This is a genomic window from Neglectibacter timonensis (assembly GCF_900048895.1).
Taxonomy (GTDB): domain Bacteria; phylum Bacillota; class Clostridia; order Oscillospirales; family Acutalibacteraceae; genus Acutalibacter; species Acutalibacter timonensis.
Genome location: NZ_LT160640.1, coordinates 1,260,990 through 1,280,658 on the forward strand (window position 1 = coordinate 1,260,990; position 19,669 = coordinate 1,280,658).

The 19,669-nt window shown below is 54.7% G+C and carries 16 protein-coding genes; 3 read left to right on the forward strand and 13 right to left on the reverse strand.

Going from position 1 to position 19,669, the window contains the following annotated elements:
- Positions 1 to 11: 11 nt before the first annotated feature.
- The 4 genes from BN3911_RS14935 to BN3911_RS14950 form a co-directional block, all read right to left on the reverse strand.
- Positions 12 to 1,307, reverse strand: a complete 1,296-nt coding sequence (locus tag BN3911_RS14935) for a bifunctional folylpolyglutamate synthase/dihydrofolate synthase (RefSeq protein WP_066868006.1) — start codon at positions 1,305 to 1,307, stop codon at positions 12 to 14.
- A gap of 61 nt (positions 1,308 to 1,368) precedes the next feature.
- Entirely contained in the window at positions 1,369 to 3,996 is a 2,628-nt protein-coding gene (locus BN3911_RS14940) for a valine--tRNA ligase (protein WP_066867005.1), read from the reverse strand.
- Between the two features lie 207 nt (positions 3,997 to 4,203).
- Positions 4,204 to 5,373: a winged helix-turn-helix domain-containing protein gene (locus BN3911_RS14945; RefSeq protein ID WP_066868008.1), complete on the reverse strand. Its 1,170-nt coding sequence runs from the start codon at positions 5,371 to 5,373 to the stop codon at positions 4,204 to 4,206.
- 206 nt (positions 5,374 to 5,579) lie between these two features.
- Complete coding sequence (locus tag BN3911_RS14950; protein ID WP_066867008.1) at positions 5,580 to 7,409, reverse strand: S-layer homology domain-containing protein; 1,830 nt, start codon at positions 7,407 to 7,409, stop codon at positions 5,580 to 5,582.
- A gap of 375 nt (positions 7,410 to 7,784) precedes the next feature.
- Between BN3911_RS14950 and BN3911_RS14955 the strand changes: the two genes are divergently transcribed.
- Complete coding sequence (locus tag BN3911_RS14955; RefSeq protein ID WP_066867010.1) at positions 7,785 to 9,476, forward strand: S-layer homology domain-containing protein; 1,692 nt, start codon at positions 7,785 to 7,787, stop codon at positions 9,474 to 9,476.
- 262 nt (positions 9,477 to 9,738) lie between these two features.
- Here the strand turns inward: BN3911_RS14955 and BN3911_RS14960 are convergent, their stop codons facing one another.
- From BN3911_RS14960 to arfA, 4 genes are all read right to left on the reverse strand, one after another.
- Positions 9,739 to 10,164 carry a DUF3795 domain-containing protein gene (locus tag BN3911_RS14960; protein ID WP_066867012.1) on the reverse strand — a complete coding sequence of 142 codons (426 nt, stop codon included), beginning with the start codon at positions 10,162 to 10,164 and terminating at the stop codon, positions 9,739 to 9,741.
- 26 nt (positions 10,165 to 10,190) lie between these two features.
- Complete coding sequence (locus tag BN3911_RS14965; protein WP_066868010.1) at positions 10,191 to 10,451, reverse strand: zinc ribbon domain-containing protein; 261 nt, start codon at positions 10,449 to 10,451, stop codon at positions 10,191 to 10,193.
- Between the two features lie 182 nt (positions 10,452 to 10,633).
- Positions 10,634 to 11,110, reverse strand: a complete 477-nt coding sequence (locus BN3911_RS14970) for a GNAT family N-acetyltransferase (RefSeq protein WP_066868013.1) — start codon at positions 11,108 to 11,110, stop codon at positions 10,634 to 10,636.
- 49 nt (positions 11,111 to 11,159) lie between these two features.
- Positions 11,160 to 12,683, reverse strand: a complete 1,524-nt coding sequence (gene arfA / locus BN3911_RS14975) for an arabinosylfuranosidase ArfA (protein WP_066867014.1) — start codon at positions 12,681 to 12,683, stop codon at positions 11,160 to 11,162.
- 270 nt (positions 12,684 to 12,953) lie between these two features.
- Here arfA and BN3911_RS14985 point away from each other — a divergent pair, with 270 nt between their 5' ends.
- Both BN3911_RS14985 and BN3911_RS14990 read left to right on the forward strand, forming a co-directional pair.
- On the forward strand, positions 12,954 to 13,361 hold the full coding sequence (locus tag BN3911_RS14985) for a cytidine deaminase family protein (protein WP_308211539.1): 408 nt from the start codon (positions 12,954 to 12,956) through the stop codon (positions 13,359 to 13,361).
- Positions 13,362 to 13,429: 68 nt separating this feature from the next.
- Positions 13,430 to 15,988, forward strand: coding sequence for an alpha-L-rhamnosidase (locus tag BN3911_RS14990; protein WP_066867018.1), 2,559 nt, complete (start codon positions 13,430 to 13,432; stop codon positions 15,986 to 15,988).
- Positions 15,989 to 16,550: 562 nt separating this feature from the next.
- On the opposite strand, the gene BN3911_RS14995 is transcribed toward BN3911_RS14990, so the two are convergent.
- From BN3911_RS14995 to BN3911_RS15010, 5 genes are all read right to left on the reverse strand, one after another.
- The gene (locus BN3911_RS14995) at positions 16,551 to 17,468 is read right to left on the reverse strand and encodes a zinc-ribbon domain-containing protein (protein ID WP_187127766.1); all 918 of its coding nucleotides are present in this window, start codon (positions 17,466 to 17,468) and stop codon (positions 16,551 to 16,553) included.
- A 164-nt stretch (positions 17,469 to 17,632) separates the two neighbouring features.
- The gene (locus BN3911_RS15000; RefSeq protein WP_066867022.1) at positions 17,633 to 18,268 is read right to left on the reverse strand and encodes a hypothetical protein; all 636 of its coding nucleotides are present in this window, start codon (positions 18,266 to 18,268) and stop codon (positions 17,633 to 17,635) included.
- 43 nt (positions 18,269 to 18,311) lie between these two features.
- Complete coding sequence (locus BN3911_RS15005) at positions 18,312 to 18,968, reverse strand: DUF4352 domain-containing protein (protein WP_066867024.1); 657 nt, start codon at positions 18,966 to 18,968, stop codon at positions 18,312 to 18,314.
- Between the two features lie 70 nt (positions 18,969 to 19,038).
- A complete protein-coding gene (locus BN3911_RS17425) occupies positions 19,039 to 19,206 on the reverse strand; it encodes a hypothetical protein (RefSeq protein WP_187127767.1) in 168 nt (55 codons plus the stop codon).
- Between the two features lie 2 nt (positions 19,207 to 19,208).
- Positions 19,209 to 19,631: a phage tail assembly chaperone gene (locus BN3911_RS15010; protein ID WP_066867026.1), complete on the reverse strand. Its 423-nt coding sequence runs from the start codon at positions 19,629 to 19,631 to the stop codon at positions 19,209 to 19,211.
- Positions 19,632 to 19,669 lie beyond the last annotated feature (38 nt).

Genomic DNA, 19,669 nt, shown 5'->3' on the forward strand with positions numbered 1-19,669 from the left:
GGGGAAGCGTGTCAACGCCTCCTGATATTTTCCATTTTTCCTGTAAGGGACTCCCTGATTTCACTGCACAGGTAGAAGGAACCGCACACGACAAGTGCATCTTCCGGTTTCAAGTCCCGAAACGACAGGGCCAGGGCTTCCCCGCAGGTTTGGGCCGCCGCTACGTCGGGGCAGAATTCCCGGGCTGTCTCTGCCAGCTCCTCCGCAGGCAGCGCCCGGGAATTGTCCGGAGCAATCGTGATGATTTTGGAGAACAGGGGACCCAGAATCCGCAGCGCTTCACGGCTGTCCTTGTCGGAGAGCATGCCGATTACGGCTGTCCTTCGCTGAGGCACAAAACGCTCCAACACGTCCTTCAGGGCCAGGGCGCAGCCCGGATTGTGCCCGCCGTCCAGCAGGCACAGGGGTTCCCGGGAAAGCAGCTCCATCCGGGCGGGGATAAAGGCTTTTTCAAACCCTCTTTCCACCGTTTCCACGGTCAGCGGATATCCCCGTTTTTCCAGGATTTCCAAGGCGGCAAGAACGGTGACTGCATTTTTCAGCTGGTGCTCCCCTAAAAAGGGAGTGTGAAAAACGCGTCCCTTCCATTGAAAATCGGTTCCCTCCAAGGAAACCTCCAGCTCCCTCGCGTCCTTCATGCAGGGAACGGTCAATTCCGCTCCGCGTTCCCTGCAGATTTTCCGGATTTCTTCCGTCACACCCGCGCCCTGTTCCGGATAGAGCGCCACCCTGCCGCCCGGCTTGATGATCCCCGCCTTTTCAAAGGCAATCTGCTCCAGGGTATCCCCCAAAACCGCGGTATGGTCCAGTGAGATGGACATGATCACTGCGGCCTCCGGCACGTCAATCACGTTGGTGGCGTCAAACCGGCCGCCCAGGCCCACTTCCAGCACCACCATATCACAAGCCTTGGCGCAAAACCAGTGAAAGGCCAGCGCGGTGATAAATTCGAACTCCGTCACCGTCTCCCCCCGGGCTTCAAATTCCTCCGCGATGGGAGAAAGCAGCTCCACCTCCCGAATCAGCTCCTCCTGAGAAATCATCTCCCCATCCACCTGAAAGCGTTCCCGGAAATCCACCACATAGGGCGAGGTGTAAAGGCCGGTTTTCAGCCCGCTCTCCCGCAGAACAGAGGACAGCAGCGTACAGGCCGTCCCCTTGCCGTTTGTTCCCGCCACGTGGACAAATTTCAGCCGCTTCTGCGGATTCCCCAGCCGTTCCAACAGGGACGAAATACGCTCCAATCCCGGCTTGACGCCAAAACGCAGCCTTCCATTCACTTTTTCCATTGCTTCCTCATAGGTCACGACAGTTCCCCCTTTTCCAGAAAAGGAGATTTTCCCCGGGGAAAATCTCCTTTCTTCCATATTATTGCAGAGCCTTCAGCGACTCCTCAATCATCCTGACCTTTTCCTTCAGCTTTTCACCGTTTGCTTTCACGCCGTCCACCACATTTTGGGGCGCTTTGCTCATGAAGGTTTCATTCCCCAGCTTTGCTTCCACGTTCTGCAGCTGTTTCTTCGCATTTTCCAGCTCTTTGGTGAGGCGGGCAAGCTCCGCTTTTTTGTCAACCAGGTCGTCCATAGGCAGATAACCCCTGCAGGCGGCGGTGACCACGGTGACCGCGCCTTCTCCCACCTGGAAGCTATCGCCGATCTCCACGCCGCTGCAATAGGCCAGCCGGGCAATGGCGTCCCGCTCCGCAGCAAAGGCTTCTGCATCCGCCGTCTCCACATAGAGATGGGCCTTCTTTGACGGCGGCACGTTCATCTCGCTGCGGCGGGTGCGCACAGCTGTGATAAGCTCCATCACCTTCGTCATCTCCGCTTCCGCCTCCGGAAAATACATCTTTTCGTCGTATTCCGGCCAGCCGGCCACGATCAGGGCCTCGCCCTCATGGGGCAGGCTCTGCCAAATCTCCTCTGTGATGAAGGGCATGAACGGATGAAGCAGTTTCAGCGTATTGCTCATGGTCCAGGTGAGCACTTGGCGGGCTGCCTGGGCGGAGCTTTCGTCTTCTCCGTTCATCCTTATCTTGGCAAGCTCAATATACCAGTCGCAGAAATCATCCCAAATGAAATCGTACAGCTTCGCCACCGCAATGCCAAGCTCAAATTTATCCAAATTTTCCGTCATTTCCCTGGCAACGGCATGGAACCGGCTGACAATCCATTGATCCTCCAGCGACAAGGCTTCCGGCAGGCTGCAGGGAACTTCCTTCCCGTCAATATTCATATGGATAAAGCGGGCGGCGTTCCAAATTTTATTGGCAAAATTCCGGCTGGCCGCCACCTTCTCGTCGGAGAAGCGCATGTCGTTGCCGGGGCTGTTGCCTGTAACCAGGGTAAAGCGCAGGGCATCCGCGCCGTACTGGTCGATGACCTCCACGGGGTCGATACCGTTGCCCAGGGATTTGCTCATCTTCCTGCCCTGGGAATCCCGAACCAGGCCGTGGAAAAACACGGTTTTGAAGGGAATCTCTCCCATATGCTCCAAACCGGAAAAGACCATGCGGGCCACCCAGAAGAAAATGATGTCATAGCCTGTAACCAGGGTGTCTGTGGGATAGAAGTATTTCAACTCTTCGGTATTTTCCGGCCAGCCCAGGGTGGAGAAGGGCCAAAGCGCCGATGAGAACCAGGTGTCCAGGGTGTCCTCATCCTGGCGGAGATGTCTGCTCCCGCATTTAGGACAGATGTCGGCATCCGTTTCGGAAACGATGGTTTCGCCGCAGTCCGCACAGTACCAGGCAGGAATACGGTGGCCCCACCACAGCTGGCGGGAGATGCACCAGTCTTTGATGTTCTCCATCCAGTTATAATAGATCTTGTCCATCCTCTCCGGGATAAACTTGATTTTCCCTTCCTTCACCACATTTACGGCTGGTTCCGCCAAAGGTTCCATCTTCACAAACCACTGGGTGGATACCCGGGGTTCCACCACGGTATGGCAGCGGCAGCAGGTGCCCACATTGTGCTTGATGGGCTCGATCTTGATCAGGAAGCCGCCTGCGTCCAAGTCTTTGACGATCTGCTTTCTGGCCTCCAGTGCGGGCATCCCCGCATATTTTCCGCCGTTTTCGTTGATGATGCCGCCGTCGTCCATCACATTGAGGACGGGCAGATTGTGCCGGCGGCCCACCTCGAAATCGTTGGGGTCATGGGCGGGGGTGATCTTCACCACGCCTGTGCCGAAATCCATCTCCACATACTCGTCAGCGATGATGGGGATTTCCTTGCCCACCAGGGGCAGCACCACCTTTTTGCCAACCAGGCCCCGGTAGCGCTCATCCTCCGGATGAACGGCCACGGCGGTGTCGCCCAGCATGGTCTCGGGACGGGTGGTGGCCAGCTCGATAAAGCCGGAGCCATCCGCCAGAGGATAGCGCAGGTGCCAGAAGGAGCCTTCCTTCTCTTCAAAGTCCACCTCTGCGTCGGAAATGGCGGTACGGCAGTTGGGACACCAGTTGATGATGCGCTCGCCCCGGTAGATGAGCCCCTTCTCATACAGCTTCACGAACACGTGGCGCACAGCCTGGCTGCACCCCTCGTCCATGGTGAAACGCAGGCGGTCCCAATCGCAGGAGGAGCCCAAAAGCTTCAGCTGCTCGATAATGCGGCCGCCGAACTTTTCCTTCCATTCCCAGGCGCGCTTCAGGAAGCCCTCCCGGCCGATATCGTCCTTTGTGATGCCCTCCTTGCGCATGGCTTCCACAATCTTTGCCTCGGTGGCGATAGAGGCGTGATCCGTGCCGGGCAGCCACAGGGCGGAATAACCCTGCATCCGCTTCCAGCGAATCAGGATATCCTGCATGGTCTCATCCAGGGCATGTCCCATATGGAGCTGTCCCGTGATGTTGGGCGGGGGAATTACAATGGTATAGGGTTTTTTCTCCGGGTCAGGCTCGGCATGAAAATAGCCGCCCTGCATCCAGAAATCATAAATTCTGCGTTCTACCTCTTTCGGCTCATAGGCTTTTAAAAGCTCTGTGCTCACAGCTTAGTTCCCTCCAATATTGTTTCCCGGGTCTTCCCGGCTGTCGTTCAGAAAAACGCCTGTTTTCGCAGGCTGAGGAAAGCGGATGTTTTCCGGTTCCCCGAAAATTTATTATTTCATTTTACGTCCCGTTTGTCAACAGAAAAAGCCCTGCTGCGACTGCTTTTTTCGCAGCAAGCCGGCAGCTGGGAAACAGGCGCGGCCGCTTTACAGCAGCTCCGGCGGCAGGAGGCAGTCTCCGCACCCATGAAATTTTGCAAACCTGCCCGCGCAGGCGGCCACGGCCTGCCTCAGGGCCCTGGTGTTTCCCACGCCCGACTCCGGCCAGAAACGGCGCACCTCCAGCTCCCCTCTGGCAGTATGCCGCACCGCTTCAATCCTGCCGGCCAGAATGTCTCCAGAAAGCACGGGTAACACGTAGTATCCGAATTTCCTCTCCTCGGCAGGGGTATAAATTTCCCATTTGTAGTCAAACCCAAACAGCTCCCGGATGAGATTCCGGTCCCATAGCATGCAGTCCAGCGGAGCCAGAAATTCTGTGCGGGTTCTGCCCTGCGGCGCTTCGTCCAACAGCGCCAGGTCCTCCTGCAGGCAGTACACAGGCTTTGACAATCCCTCTACCTCCAAAGGCGCAATTTCTCCCTGGGCTGCCAAGCGGGAAAAACAGGAGGTACGGCGGGCGCTGTTGAGGCCGTCGATCCCCAAAAAGGCATCGGACGGGCGGTCCCACAGAAAGCCCACCGCGCCGATGCGCCGCTTGACCCGCCAGCAAAAATAGTCTTCCTCCCGCGCAAAGGGTTCCGGCGCATTCCAAATTTCTTCCGGAAAGCACTCCCGGAAGTCCGCGTAATATTTGACGGTGCCCTCCTTATGGTGGATGACAAGCACCCCGCGGAAATAAAGGCTCTCCAGGGCTGCGCGGGAAAGGCGCGTAGATGCCCAGGCCCAGTCCACCTTCCGGTCAAAGGAGAGCTCCCGGGAACAAACAGCCCCCTTTTCCCGCACAAGGCGCAGCACCTCTTCCTCCACTTCCGCAATCTCCTCCCCGCTGCGCAGACGGCGGCGGAAGGCATCCCGGGTACGCCCGAAGCATTTCCAATCCTCTGCGGGAAAGATGGAAAGGTTCTTGTCAAAATAATCCAGCAGCAGCCTGTCCTTGTAAAGCAGGCTGGAAAGCATTTCCTTCCGGAATCCCGCTACCCTGGACTGCAGCGCCAGCTCGGGGTTTTTTCCGCACACGTCGATGGGGTCGAACTGGATGCAGCCCGCCTGCCTGATATAGGCAAGCGCCCCCTGCTTTCCCCGGAATCTGTAGGGGCCCCAAAGCCCCTGCTTCTTTAACAGAAACCGGCGTGCCTGTAAATTTGTCACCTGCATGGTTTTGCTCCCTTTTCTCCTGTTTACCGCAGCCTGAAGCGCAGCGGAGGCCGGAAATCCTCTCCCGGGATTTTCTTTTCTAATCATACAGGAAAACCTGAAAAAAGGGAAGAAAAAGAAGATCTTACCCACAGAAAAATACCCCTGAAGCCATAACAGCGGCTTCAGGAGTATCCTTTCCTGTCAATTTTCTGATTGCTCAGCGGTCAGCCTGCCAAATGGAGAAACCGCTGCATCATCACCGCCACTTCAGCGCGGGTGGCCTCTGCCTTGGGTTCCACACGGTTTCCCTCATTGCCCTGGATAATCTTGTTCTCTGTGGCCCAGCGCATGGCGTCTAGCGCATAACCGCTCACCCTGCCTGCATCCGCAAATTCATTCAGCGTCTCGGGAGAACCCGGCTGCGCTCCGGCATAACGGTACAGCATGGTCACCAGCTGCTCCCTGGTGATCTGCCCGTGGGGGGTTGAGCCGTCGGAAACGCCGTTGCTCACGGCCCATTCCAGGCCCTTCGAATACCAGGGTTCTCCCGTGGTATCCACGCCGTCAAGCCGCGCCAGAACCGTCATCAGCATGGCCCTGGTCATCAGGCCGTTGGGACCGAACTCGTTGGTACCGGAGCCGTTAAAAATCTCACGCCTGACGGTTTCATCCACTGCGCTGAAAAACCAGTCCTTGTCAGTAACGTCGGTGAACAGCATCCCATTGCCGGTTACGGTGACGGTGGTCACCTCGCTGAGCTTCCCATCCTTTTCCGTAACAGCCCGGTAGGTACAGCCCATTGTCAGTTCAGGCCCGGTATAGATCATCCCATTGGCCTCCGAAGGCTGGGTGCCGTCCGTGGTAAAATAGATATTGCCGCCAACGGTAGACGTGGAGAGGAGCACCGTGCTGCCGCTCACCATGACGGAAGGCGCTTTCAGCTCCGTGGTGGCGCCGCCGTTCCCGTTGGAAACATATTCCGCAAACCAGGCGCTCACATAGCCCTCTTTTCCGGAGGACGTGACGACTTGATACCATTTGGCGGAAGCCTGTCCACCGTTGGAGATGGACTCGCCCTCCACCTCTGTCAGGATTTTCACCTTTGTCCCTTTGGACATATGGGTGACAACAGAGGAATTGGTGTTGGGTTCTGAACACAGGCGCACCTCGTTCCCAGTGATTTTGCCGTTGTATTCCGGATCCGGGTCTTCGGAGCCGCCTCCGTAAATCAGCTCATAGGTGCTGTCCTTTCCGCTGTAACCCAAGCTGGAAAGGTAAGAGGCCACCTGGGAAGCGCTGGCATATCCCTCATTCTCCATGCTGTTGTCCACCGGGATGGGAGCGCCGTCCTCGCCGTATGCAACGCCGTCGCTGCCAATCTGATAGCCGTCCACCTGGGTATCCACGTCATACTGATAGTCCGTGTAGTGGTACATGGCCCCGTTCATGGAATACCAGCCGTTGGTGGGATAGCGCAGGCCGTTGTCGAACAGGTGCCAGGCGTTCCAGCTGCTGTTTTCAGAGATCGCCTGGCGGCGCATGTTGACGCCGTAAGTGCTGTTGTCCACTGCCTCGCCGTTTCCTATGTAGATGCCGATATGCCCATAGATACCAGTTTCGGGATCTCTGTAGTCCGGCGCGGTGACCGCCAGGCCGTGAATCCGGGGAATCCCGTAGAGCTCATCCAGGTCGCCGTTGAACGCGCAGTTATACGTCACCTGAGAAGTGGCTCCGCCGGCGGGGGCCGACATCTTGTTATCGGTGAAGTAGGCATAGAGCAGCCCGGCGCAATCCGACTGCCGGGTCAAATTGCCGTTTTCATCCTTGACCTGTTCGCCTTTTCCGGCCCCGGCATATAGCCAGCCCTCCACATAGGCTTTGATGCCGTGCTCCGCAAAATGCAGAACAGACCCTATCTCCGCAGCCTGGGCGTTCAGCGTCAGCCCGGGCAGAGCGTACCCTGTCACACAGAGTACCAGGGCCGCAGCCAACAGCCGCACCCAGCCGCTCCTGTTTCGGTTTTTCATGCTATGTTTCATTTCTCTCATTCTCATACGCAGGGAATCCTTTCTCCGATGGAACATGGATGCAGAAGCCTGTTCCGCTTATTTCCTCTCAAAAGTTACAAATTGGTTACATTTTACCATAAAGTATCCGGAATTGCAAGCGCAATCCCTTTATTTGACATAACTTGTTCAGGAAAAGGCGATTTTCCTGAATCTTTTTAGAATAAAACTCATTCCATGTTTACAAAATTTCAAAACGGAGCTTATCTCTTCCCCGGAAAAGGATTGACAACCGTTTCCCATTCAGGGATAATGGAACCAAATTGGAACAGCCTGGAGAGCAGAGGAATCTCCATATGGCCTTTTGTTCCGCCGTACCTTCCGCAGAGGGTCTCGGTTCGGAGAAAGGATGGAATAAAAACGATGAAAATTTGGAAAAAAGCGCTGAGCCTCCTGCTGGCTTTGGCTTTGCTGGCAGCCGCACTGCCTTTTACAGCCCTGGCGGCAGAAGGAGGTTATGTCCCGGAGGAAGCTGTGGCAGCAGAATATCCCGAGGAAACTGACGGTGGATTTTCCCTGCGGTCCGCCGAAGAAGACCTGGAGAATGCGGCGGAGCTTTTCACTGCTCCGGCTCCGGGAACAGGCTCGTTTTACGAACAGCTGAACACTCGCGCCAAAGCCTGCTATGAAGCGCTCAGCGGGATGACCTTGGAACGCATCACAGACGGTCAGGATGCCGACGGCTATTTAACTCTCTCAGCCCATGTTGAGGGCGCTTACGGCCTGCGCCTTGCCGGCAGCTTTGACGCCCAGCGGAAATTTACCCTTTCTTCCACATCGGAGCCCGTGCTCTATTCTCTATATACCGATTTGCTGTCCGCCTTGGTGGCATACCGCTTTGATCACCCCGAAGTTTTCTGGGCTTCCCGCATGAGATACGGCTACCAGTGGAGCAAGGTCAATTCCACCAGCGTGAAGGTCACCGGCATCACCTACGGCTTTGAGATGGTCTACGGCGGCCGGGAAACGGAAATGGCGGCAGAGATGGAAGAAGCTGTGCAGCAGCTGCTTCTGGAAATCGACCAGACCGCGGACCGGTACACCCAGGTCAAGGCGGCGCACGACCTTTTGGCAGCGCGCAACATCTATGCCGAGGGCGAACTGGACGACAATTCCAAAAGCCTGTCCCACACCGCCTACAGCGCCCTGGTGGAGAACAGCGGAGCCTCCCCTGTCTGCGACGGCTACTCCAAGGCCTTCAAAGTACTCTGCGACCGGCTGGAGATTCCCTGCGTACTTGCCGTCAGCGAAAATCACATGTGGAATAACGTGAAAATGGACGACGGGGAATGGTACAATCTGGATCTCACCTGGGACGACGCGGGGGATGAGGTTTCCCACACCTATTTTCTGATCGGTTCCCAAACAAAGGCGGGGCTCGTCCCCTTCTGTGAGGAACCCGAGCATAGGGAACAGAATCCCTATACTGCTCCGGCAAAGCACAGCGACGTTTCTCTCTCCTATCCGGAGAAAAACCGGAAAGCCTACGAATATCAAGGCGGCAACTATCCGCCCCTCACCTTCCCGGATGTAAAGCGCAGCGCCTGGTATTATGAGACCGTAGAGACAGCTTACCGGCTGAATCTCTTCGGCGGAAACAACGAGGGCCTCTTCGAACCGGACCGGAAAATTACCCGCGCAGAATTCGCCAAGGTGATGGCCGCTTTGCTGGGGGCAGACCTCAGCGGCTACGGCGGCGCTTCTTATACCGATGTGGCGGAAACAGCATGGTATGCGCCGGCTGTCGCCTGGGCCAAAGAAAACGGCGTGATGAACGGCTATGGCGACACTTTCCGTCCCGACGCCCCCATCACCCGCGAGGAGATGTGCAAGGTCTTTTTCAACATCCTGTCACCCAACCTGGAAAGCCCTGCTTCCGGAACCTTTCAGGATGACCGGGCAATTTCCGGCTGGGCCCGGGAGGCTGTTTATTACTGCTCCGGCCTGGGTCTCATCCAGGGGGATGAACACAGCCGCTGCAACCCCGGCAGCAGCACGCTGCGCAGCGAGGCAGCCACCGTATTTGTGCGCTGCTCAAAGCTGACGGCAGCCTGAAAAGCCCCGCATCCGGCAATTTGGGAAGGCGAGACAAGCCCAGGCAGCCGCTGAACAAATCGTACCCGACGGTTTGACACTTCTCTTATTTTGCATTGAACAAAAAAGCCCCTATTCTAACGGGAAAGAAAACACCTTTGAAAATGGCTGTTACCAGCCAAATTCAAAGGTGTTTTTGTATCATTTTCTCTGAGGCGCTATTTGCAGCAGAACCTTCCCATCGGCCAACCATTCTGACCGTGCCGCACTTGGCCGGCAGAGCTCAGCACTCCGGAAGCTTCCACCCCAACCCGCATTCACTGCATTGGGCGTCATGCAGGGAAACCACGCCGCCGCAAGCCGGACAGGCGTACCTTTTCCGCTCCCTATCCAGGAAAGCTGCCTCCCCACAGGCCCTCACAAACCGCCCCTGTTCCATCAGGCTAATCCCGTAACGACGGGTATAAAGTTTTTCCAGATTTTCCAGCTTCCTGCAGGGATACCCAGGGCATTCCGCGCAATAGACGAGTCCTTTTTCAGCTGCGCAGTTTTTGATTTCGCATTTGCGGCAATGGCCTGGTTTGTTTTGCCCGCTGCTCCTGCATCCCTCGCAAGGCTTTTTGCAGGCACAGTGCCGGTAACAAACCATGCAGTCCATCCCGCAGGGAGCAATCAGCAGCGGATCCCGTTCCTGCTCCGCCATCTTCATTTACCCGTTCTCCCTCTCTTGCCTGCTCAGCGCCAGCGCTTGAGCTGGGGAAAAAATTGACGCATCTGCTTTTTCGCTTCTTCCTCTTCCATACCGGGATTGGACGCAACCATAGGCGCCGCGCAGAAGTCGATCATCTCCTCCATGGTGCAATCGGCGGTGAAGGCGCCGTCCTTATAGCAATAGACACAGTAATCTTCAGAAAGCTTTCCATCCTTTTCCGTGCCGAAGTCCTCAGTTTTCGTCAGGGGCATACCACAGCTTTGACAGAATTTCATGTCTTCCATTTTTATCTTCCTTTCTTTCCTCTGTTTTTTCATAACACAGCGCAGGGCGAGCTTCCTCCCCATCCGCTTTGTCTGCTTTCAGTTTACAGGGCAAAATATGACAGCAGTGTGTCATATTCAAAAAGAGGGAGAAAAATACACTTTCCCCCTCCTTTCCGTTCTACAGTCCTGTCATTTCGAAGTCATCCTGGAAGCTCATATCTCAGCTTCTCTCGTTCTATGGGCTGAAAGCCCACGGACAGGAACATCTGCCGGCTCTGGCGGTTGAACTCATACACCTCTGCATCCACATAACGCCAGCCCACCTCTTTTGCCCGTCCCAGCAGACAGGCAACCGCTTTGCGCCCGATGTGCCTGTTCTGACATTCCTTGCATAGTACTACCGAAATCATACCGTTCCACAGGGAGATATCGCCCGCCAGACGCCACCTTCCCTTTTCTTTCACTTTGATATAGTAGCATTCGCCTTTTGAAGAAAGGAACCGGTACATTCTGCCAAGGCGTTCCCGGTCATACGGCACGGCGGCGCCGTCCACCTGTTTGCACAGCCCTGGATCCTGATACCATTTTAGGGTACAGCGATAGTAGGGATAGTACTTCACCAGAGAAATCCCTTCCTCAACCGCTATTTCCTTTGGCTGACAATAACCCTCTATCATCGCCCTTCCTCCCATCTCATACCCGGACGCCTTTCTACCTGAGCCGCAGTTATCCCTTTTTCTTCAGGCGGATCACATTCCAGGAAGCTTTTGGCAGCCTGCTGCTGAGGAACCCGCTCTCCAACCCGTCCCAGCCGGTTACGGACTTGGGCAGCACCGCCTGGGTTTGGGCGCTGTTCACGGCGGTCATCTCCTCATGGGCCAACACGATATGCTCTAAAAGCTCATACCCCTCAAAGCTGCGCACATCGCTCTCCAATACAATCTCCTCCTGCAGGTCCCGGTTGACGGCAAAGATGGTCAGCTCTTCCTCTTCGTCGTTCCATACGGCTGCGCTCTCCACATCTGTTACTCCGGAGTAATCCATCGTGTCGTGCCGGGAGGCTCGCAGCGCTGTGTTCAGCGCCACGCCCCTTCCGTATTTGGATGCGTGCAAATAGGGATAGTAAATCGTCTGCTTCCAGGCAGGGCCGTCCTTTTCCGTCATGATAGGGGCGATCACATTCACCAGCTGGGCAAGGCAGGCCATGCGTACCCGGTCGGAATGCTTCAGAAGGGTAATCAGCATCAACCCCACCAGCAGGGCGTCCTCGAAATCATAGTGATCCTCCAGCAAAGCGGGCGCTACCGACCAGGGACGGTTCTTCATGGTGTCGTCATCCTCTTCATTGGCATGGAACCAGACATTCCATTCGTCGAAGCTGAGCATCATGTCCTTCTTGCTGCGCTTCTTTGCCTTGACAAAATCACAGGTGGAGATCACTGTTTTGATAAAATGGTCCATGTCGTCCGACTGGGCAAGAAAGTTCGCCGTGTCGTGGAAACGGTTTCCATAATAGGTGTGCAGAGAGATGTAATCCACATCGTCATAGGCCTGTTCCAGCACCGTCGCCTCCCACTGGGGATAGGTGGGCATGCCGGTGTTGGAGCTGCCGCAAACCACCAATTCGATAGAGGGGTCGATCTGCTTCATGGCCTTTGCGGTTTCATCGGCAAGCCTGCCGTATTCCAGCGCCGTTTTGTGACCGGTCTGCCAGGGGCCGTCCATCTCGTTGCCCAGGCACCACACCTTGATATCGTGGGGATCCTTGACGCCGTGGGAAATCCGCAGGTCGCTGTATTTGGTGCCGAAGGGATGGTTGCAGTACTCCAGCAGATTGCAGGCGGCGTCAATCCCCCGAGTCCCCAGGTTCACAGCCAGCATGATATCGCTGCCCGCTTTCTTGCTCCAATCGGCAAACTCATTGACCCCAACCAGGTTCGGCTCCGTGCTGCGCCAGGCGAGTTCCAGCCTCCGGGGACGCTCCGCCACAGGGCCCACGCTGTCCTCCCAATAAAAATTGGAGACAAAGTTGCCGCCGGGATACCTTACAATGGGCACCCCAATCTCCCTCACCAGATCCAGCACATCCTTCCGAAACCCGGCTTCGTCCGCCGTGGGATGCCCCGGCTGGTAGATGCCGGTATAGACAGCACGGCCCAGATGCTCGATAAACGAACCGTAGATGCGCTTGTCAATCCGGCTGATCCGGAAATCCCGGTCCAATGTGATTTTCGCAAATTTTTTGCTCATAACTCCTCTTTCCTTTCCCGGCCAAATGTCCGTACAAATCAAATATGCTCTATCATACTCTGAAACCGCTGGAAAGTCAATTATGCTCTTCCCCTTCCGCGGAAAAGTAAGGACGTATTTTTTCATAAAATACGTCCTATTTTTTTCCCGCGTTTCAAGGTATACTGGAGAAAACAGCCGGAAATCCGTCCTGAAAGAGAGGAGCCCGCGTCTTCGGGGGATTGATGCTTTCTGTCTGGAGGGAAACGGCCCTGGAGAGGAATCGAACACATGATGGATTGGAAGGAACTTTATGAGATTGCGGTTCAGACACTGAACCCCCGCCGGATTTCCGACGATGTGGAGGCCGGGGGCGTTGCCGCCGCCCTGGTGACAGACAACGGCAGCATCTACCGCGGAGTGTGCATCGATACATCCTGCAGTATGGGATTCTGTGCAGAACATGCCGCCATTTCCGCCATGCTCACCGCCGGCGAAAGCCGGGTGGAACAGATTGTGGCGGTGGGCTGGGATAAATCCATCATGCCGCCCTGTGGGCGCTGCCGGGAATTCCTGATGCAGCTGGGAAATCCGGAAACGTTGGTGTTGGTGGCGGAAAACAGGGCGCTCCCGCTTCGGGAGCTGCTCCCCCATTACTGGAAGCCAGCCAGCAGCGGGGAAACCACAGAAAACAGGTAAGGAATCACGGAACAAATCCGGCGCTCGCTTAACACGAAACTCACAACAGAGAAGAAAGGACGTTTTTTATGAAGGTAACCGATCTGCGTGCCAGCCACTTTACAGAGCCCCTGGGTATGGGCCTTTCTCCCCTCTCCCTCTCCTGGGTCACAGAGGATACGAAAAGCAAAAAACAGGAAGCAGCCCAGATTAAAATTTGGACGGAGGAAGGTCCTGTCTATGACAGCGGCAGGCAGAAAACCATCAGCTCCCTGGGATTTGAGCCGGCGCTGGTCCTGCTGCCCCGCACCCGCTATTTCTGGAACGTCACAGTCTGGGGCGACGCAGGCGACAGCGGCAGCGCTCAGTCCTGGTTTGAAACCGCCAAAGAGGGAGAAGCCTGGGCCGCCAAGTGGATCACCTCCACTTTCCCTAAGGACGAGCATTTCCTTCTCACCCGTAATTTCACAGCAGGCAGCGCCCTGGAATCTGCCCGAATCTATGCCTGTGGCCTGGGTATCTATGAACTGGAGGTCAATGGAAAGAAGGCCGGAGACGAATACCTGCTGCCCGGCTTCCATTGCTATGACATGATGCTGCAGTACCAAACCTTTGATGTAACCGCCCTGCTGCAGGATGGTGAAAACACTTTGGGAGCTTCTCTGGCCCCTGGTTGGTATAAAGGCAGTATGACCTTTGACCGGCAGGAGAACATTTACGGGGATACCATGAAATTCCTCTGCGAGCTCCATCTCCGTTACCAGGACGGTCATGAAGAAGTCTTGGCTTCTGACGGAAGCTGGCGCTGCCTGCCCTCCCCAGTTTTGGAAAGCAATATTTACGACGGCGAAATCTTCGACGCAGCCAGGCGGATTCCCGACTGGTCTGTTCCCGGCTGCCAGGCTGAAAGCTTCCCTGTACAGGTGCTGGAGGACGGCGCCGAGCTGCTTACCGCCCGTATCGATCCCAAAATCGTCTGCAAGTATACCTTCGCTCCCAAAGAAATCCTCCACACCAAAAGGGGCGAAACCGTGCTGGATTTCGGCCAGAACATGACGGGCTGGGTAGAATTTGAAGCGCACGAGCCTGCGGGGACAAAGATTAAGCTGTCTTACGGGGAAATTCTTCAGGAGGAGTGCTTCTACCGGGACAACCTGCGCACCGCCAAGTGCGAATACCTTTACATTTCAGATGGAAGCCCTGCCCATGTGCGCCCCCATTTCACCTTCTACGGCTTCCGCTATGTAAAGGTGGAGGGCGTCACAGATGTAAAGGCAGAAGACTTCACTGCCTGCCATATCCGTTCCGATATCGATCCTATCGGTTCCATTGAAACCGGGAACACAGAGGTAAACCAGCTGTTCCAAAACGCTATGTGGGGCCAGTTTGACAATTTTCTGGATATCCCCACCGACTGCCCCCAACGTGACGAACGTCTGGGCTGGACGGGCGATGCCGCCCTAATCTGCGGTACTGCCTGCAAAAACCTGTATATGCCCGCATTCTTCCATCATTACCTGAAAAATGTAGCGCTGGAAGAAGCCTATCATGACGGCGCGGTTCCCGTATTTGTTCCCATGACAAAGCTCAAGAACGCCCAGGACGGCGCCCTCTGGTTTGAAAACGCCTTTCAGGGTACCGCCATCTGGAGCGATGTGGCCACTCTTCTTCCCTGGGCCCTCTACGAAAATTACGGGGACAAGAACCTGCTGCGCGCCCATTACCCCATTATGAAAACTTGGGTGGAACGAATCCGTAGGGACGATGAAGCGGATGGAGGACGCGGCCTCTGGCTGCGTGGCATGCAGCTTGGCGATTGGCTGGCATTGGATACCGACGACCAGCAGAACCCCTTGGGCGCCACCAGTCTGCCCTATACTGCTACCGCCTTCTACTACTATTCCGCCTCTCTCACTGCGAAAGCCGCCAAGGCTTTGGGCTTAACAGCAGACGCTGAGGAATACTCTGCACTTTGCAGGAAAATCAAGGCTGCCATTCTCTCCGAGTATTTCCAGCCGGACGGTTCCTTTAAAATTGAGGGCACCCAGACTGCCTGTGTGCTCAGCCTATTCTTGGGGCTCTATCCCGACGGAGCCAAGGAAAGGGTGACCGCTCAGCTGAAGAAAAGGCTGGAAGCCAAAAACATGCATCTGGATACCGGTTTCTGCGGCACCCCCTTCCTGTGCCGGGTCCTCTCGGAAAATGGTCACAATGAGATTGCCTACACCCTGCTTCTCAACGACGATTTTCCAAGCTGGCTGTATGAAGTAAAAATGGGAGCCACCACTGTCTGGGAACGCTGGAACTCCGTACTGCCGGACGGCAGCATCAGCGGCACCGGTATGAACAGCCTGAACCACTATGCCTACGGCTCCATTGTAGATTGGATGTACCGCAACGTATGCGGCCTGAATCCCTGTGAGGAGGCCCCCGGTTACAAAAAAGCTGTTATCCGGCCCCAGCCGGACCCGCGTATCGGAAAAGCGGAAATGAAAATGCATACTGCTTCCGGACTGTATGAATCAGCCTGGTATTATGAGGACGGAGGTATCCGCTTTGAGATCACCGTGCCCTTTGACTGTGAAGCAGTTCTGATTTTGCCCGACGGCAGAGAATACCAGCTCACTGCAGGGAACTATCGTTTCTGACAGATCCCGGAAAATTGGAAGGAGTCCTGGAAATCGACTATCCAGTAATCGTCTTAAAAATGAAGTTTTTACCGGCCTTTTTCAAAAATTTTTAAGGCGCGAGGGTTCTGCGTACCAGTGGTACGCAGAACCCCTCTCAACTGCCGTTTTGGACTTTTGGCTTGTTTCCCATGTCACTACCAGCTCCCGTCGTTCGCACAGTCCAAGGCTTTCCCTAAAGGGGAAGCTGTCGCCGTAGATGACTGATGAGGTGTCACTAACTTGTACTCTGCCGCCGCGGGGAAAGGACGAGATGAAACGCCCCGGCTCGCCCGCTGCAGCGGGCGAAATACTCTATACGTAAGAAAGCGTAGGAGGGGAGGAAAAATGATCCTGTGAATCATTTTCCCTTGGGAGTCTCACCTCCGGTTCGGGTCCTGCATCCCAACGGGATGCTTCCAGAACCGACCGGAGCGGAGCGTAGACCAGTTCGCACCAAAGCGCCCTCGGCGCTTGCTCACCCTTCTCCATACCAAAAAACCGCCCCGTTTTCACGGAGCGGCACGGAAATGTGGAATTTTAATTATTTCACAGCAAAATTGCTATCATAGGTGACTTTGACTGCAGAGAAAGTCTTTGCTCGGGAATCCATGATTTGAACGTAAAACTCGGAGATAGAGTCTGTCACATTCAAATACCTCATTGCAAAATTGGTATCTGCAACCAGCGACATATCTTTTTGTGGGCTTATTCCAAACATCGCAAAGATATCTTCTTTTTTTTCATAAGGGATATCGTTGTCGCTTATGTATTGATACTTAACGCATTTCCCCTCATAGAAAATAAACTGCGTTGCACTTCCCTGCGGGGAATAAGTTTCCCCCTCTACTGTTTCACCACTGACAGTAGTTAAAGAGATACCCCCGTTATCCAGCAAGGGCCCTGCCAAAGTTTCAATCTCTTCTAAAGGCTTCCCGGCAAACTTGGTCGCATCCGCAATGACGCTGCTGGACGTTTCGCCGGATGCTGTAGTCTTTGCCTTGGGAGCCTGTTCAGCTACCGAATTAACAATACCCGCCATCACAAACAAAATACCGAGTATCACGCAAAGAGTGGAGCCCCCGTTCGCCTGCTTTTGCGGCACAATACCGGGTAAAGGCTTTTTTCGGAAAGATATGCCGATTAGTATAACCCCAATCCCCCAGCAAAAAAGTACAGCCGGAAGATTTTCTCGGAACTCAGAAGCTTGTTGTCCCGTAAGATAAATGAGTGCGACTATAATACCTGTCAGAAAAAAGAAAATGCCGAATACCCGTAAAACAATTTTACCAGGGCTTCTCTTCTTTTTTTGCGACTTGAACGGCGGAGGAGAAGAAACCTTTTTCATTTCCTCCGGCGGCGCAGTGGTAGCGTAAGACATCTGTGCTGCTTGCTTTGTGCCGCACGCCTTGCAAAATTTTGAGTCGCCTGGTATTTGAGCGCCGCAATTTTTACAATGCATAGACAAATCGCCCCTTCCCTTTGTGAGAAAGTATATCACAGGAAGGAAACCTTTGTCCATATCTAGACCGGCGCTCTTGCTCATTTCCTTTTCAACTTATCCGTCTGCCTCTTTTCCGCCTGAATCTGCTCGTCAATAGAGGCCATAATGAAAGCGTATCTTTGCTACAGTGTCACCTGCTGTGGCGTGCTGGATTTTTGATTGTGAAAAGCCTTTGTAAACTTTTCACCCTTCCATCCGGCTTTCTGGCAGTCGAAAGCGACATAGGCGGTTTCCCCATCCTTTTCATAAGCAACCATGAAGAATTTTTCGGTCTTCACGTTCGTTATCTTTTTTGTCCGTCCGCCAATCATGGCGCCGATCGGGCCGAACAGATACGCCCCGCCAATGGCGCCGCCTATGCTGCTCACATAGTTGTTCTGAATCTCTTTTTTCGTTTTACACGCAACGTCCTGCACCTTTGCAAAGGGAAGATGCACCAGCGTGCCTGTGCGCTCGAAAATGTATTCCTCGTTGTCCAGCAGCACGTTGCATTCCGCCCCGTCCGCAAAAGGAAGCCCCGCAATATGGGTGAATGTAGCCGAATCAATTGCGCCCAGCTTCTTTTGCAAAGCCTTCCGCTTTTTCTTTTTGTAGACCTGCTTGGCACCTAGGACGATCAGGTAAATGGAACAAAACAGCAGCAAACTCAGAAGCACAATTCCTATCACCAGGATGTCTCCTGCTCCAGGCATAAACAAGGCAGCTATCCCTATCAAACAAAAGAGAAAAAAAACACTTCCAATAATGAGCCAGCCCATAAAATCCCCTCCCGGAAAAATTTAAGAAGTAACCGTACCGCAATCATCTCAAACGATAGGAAAGCGTTTCTTTGCCGGAAGTCAACCGTAACACCAGCGGCTCAGAGGACTCCGCCACTTCTATGGGCAGCGCAAAGGTGATCTCACTGTCCGTGGAGGACAGCGGATTCAGCGACACGTTGTGAAGCTCTTTTGAATATCCCAGCAAATTTGTGGAGCTGTACTCGTACCCGTCCCCGTATAAGACCTTTGCAGAGATATCATCTCCAAATCCGTAGGAAGGAAGGAAAATGTCCGCCTGTTTGCCGGTATTCTTTACCGAGATGGCAATGGACAGATAAAGATTTCCCTCTTGGGGCTTAAAGGCCGTATATTCATTGTCGGAAATGCTGTCGGTGAAATCCATGCTCGATACGGTCACGTTCCAGGTTTTCAGCGTCCCTTCCGTGCCCATCTCCAAAATGCTTTCCTCGGGCTCCGAAACACTTTCCTCCGGTTCCGTTTTCGCGGCCTGGCTGTCCTCTTTTGCAATCTGGCTGTCCTCCCCGGACGAAGCGCCGCCCGGTTCAGAAGCAGCGCTGGAAACCGCCGGCTGCTTTCCCGACGCCGTACCGGCGGTCCCACTGCCGCTCTGGCATCCAGCCGCCGTCAGAAAGACTGCCGCACACAGAATAGACAAAATGACTGGTTTACATTTCATAAGGTACCCCTCCTTTTGGTAAGAGTATATCACAGGAAGGAAACCTTTGTCTAGATTGTATTTTCTTTCCTCATCTCTTTATCCTGGCGGCCTGTTTTTTCTCAGCCTTCACCTGCTCGTCCACAGAAGCCATGACAAAGGCCTTCTCGTTTCTGGACAAGGCCAGAAACGCAGAGGGCAGAATGTGAAACTTGTGGAGGACGTAATGGGCGTAAGCCGCCTCCGGGTCGCCCTCCACAATCAGTTTTTTGCCTCTTCCACCGTGTCTTCCATAGGCTTGTCAAACCCGTTTGCCTCCTGCACCTTGAGCTCATAGGCGCTCAGCTCTCCAGGGGTGAGCATGGCGGTCAGCAGGCTTTCCGCGTCCACAGCGCCATAGCTTTTCTGCAGCTCCCCGTTGTTCAGGTCGGGGAAAAGCGTGCTGGCCGCGGCCAGCTTCACCAGGTAAGCGTTGGCGTCAAAGGTCTCCCTGTACTGGTGCTTTCTCACCAGCACCTGCTTGGTGCACTGGTTGCGCAAGGCCGCGTCCTGGGCCCCGGTAATGCAGCCGATCTCCCATTCCACAGGCTTCCCGTCCTCCTGAATCCTCTCCGTGGCCGCATACCTTACAGCCTGAACCTTCTCCACATTCTGCGCCAAAAAAGCGCTCAAACTCCTGCCCATAAAAAAACATCTCCTTTTTTTAAGTCGCCCCGTCTTTC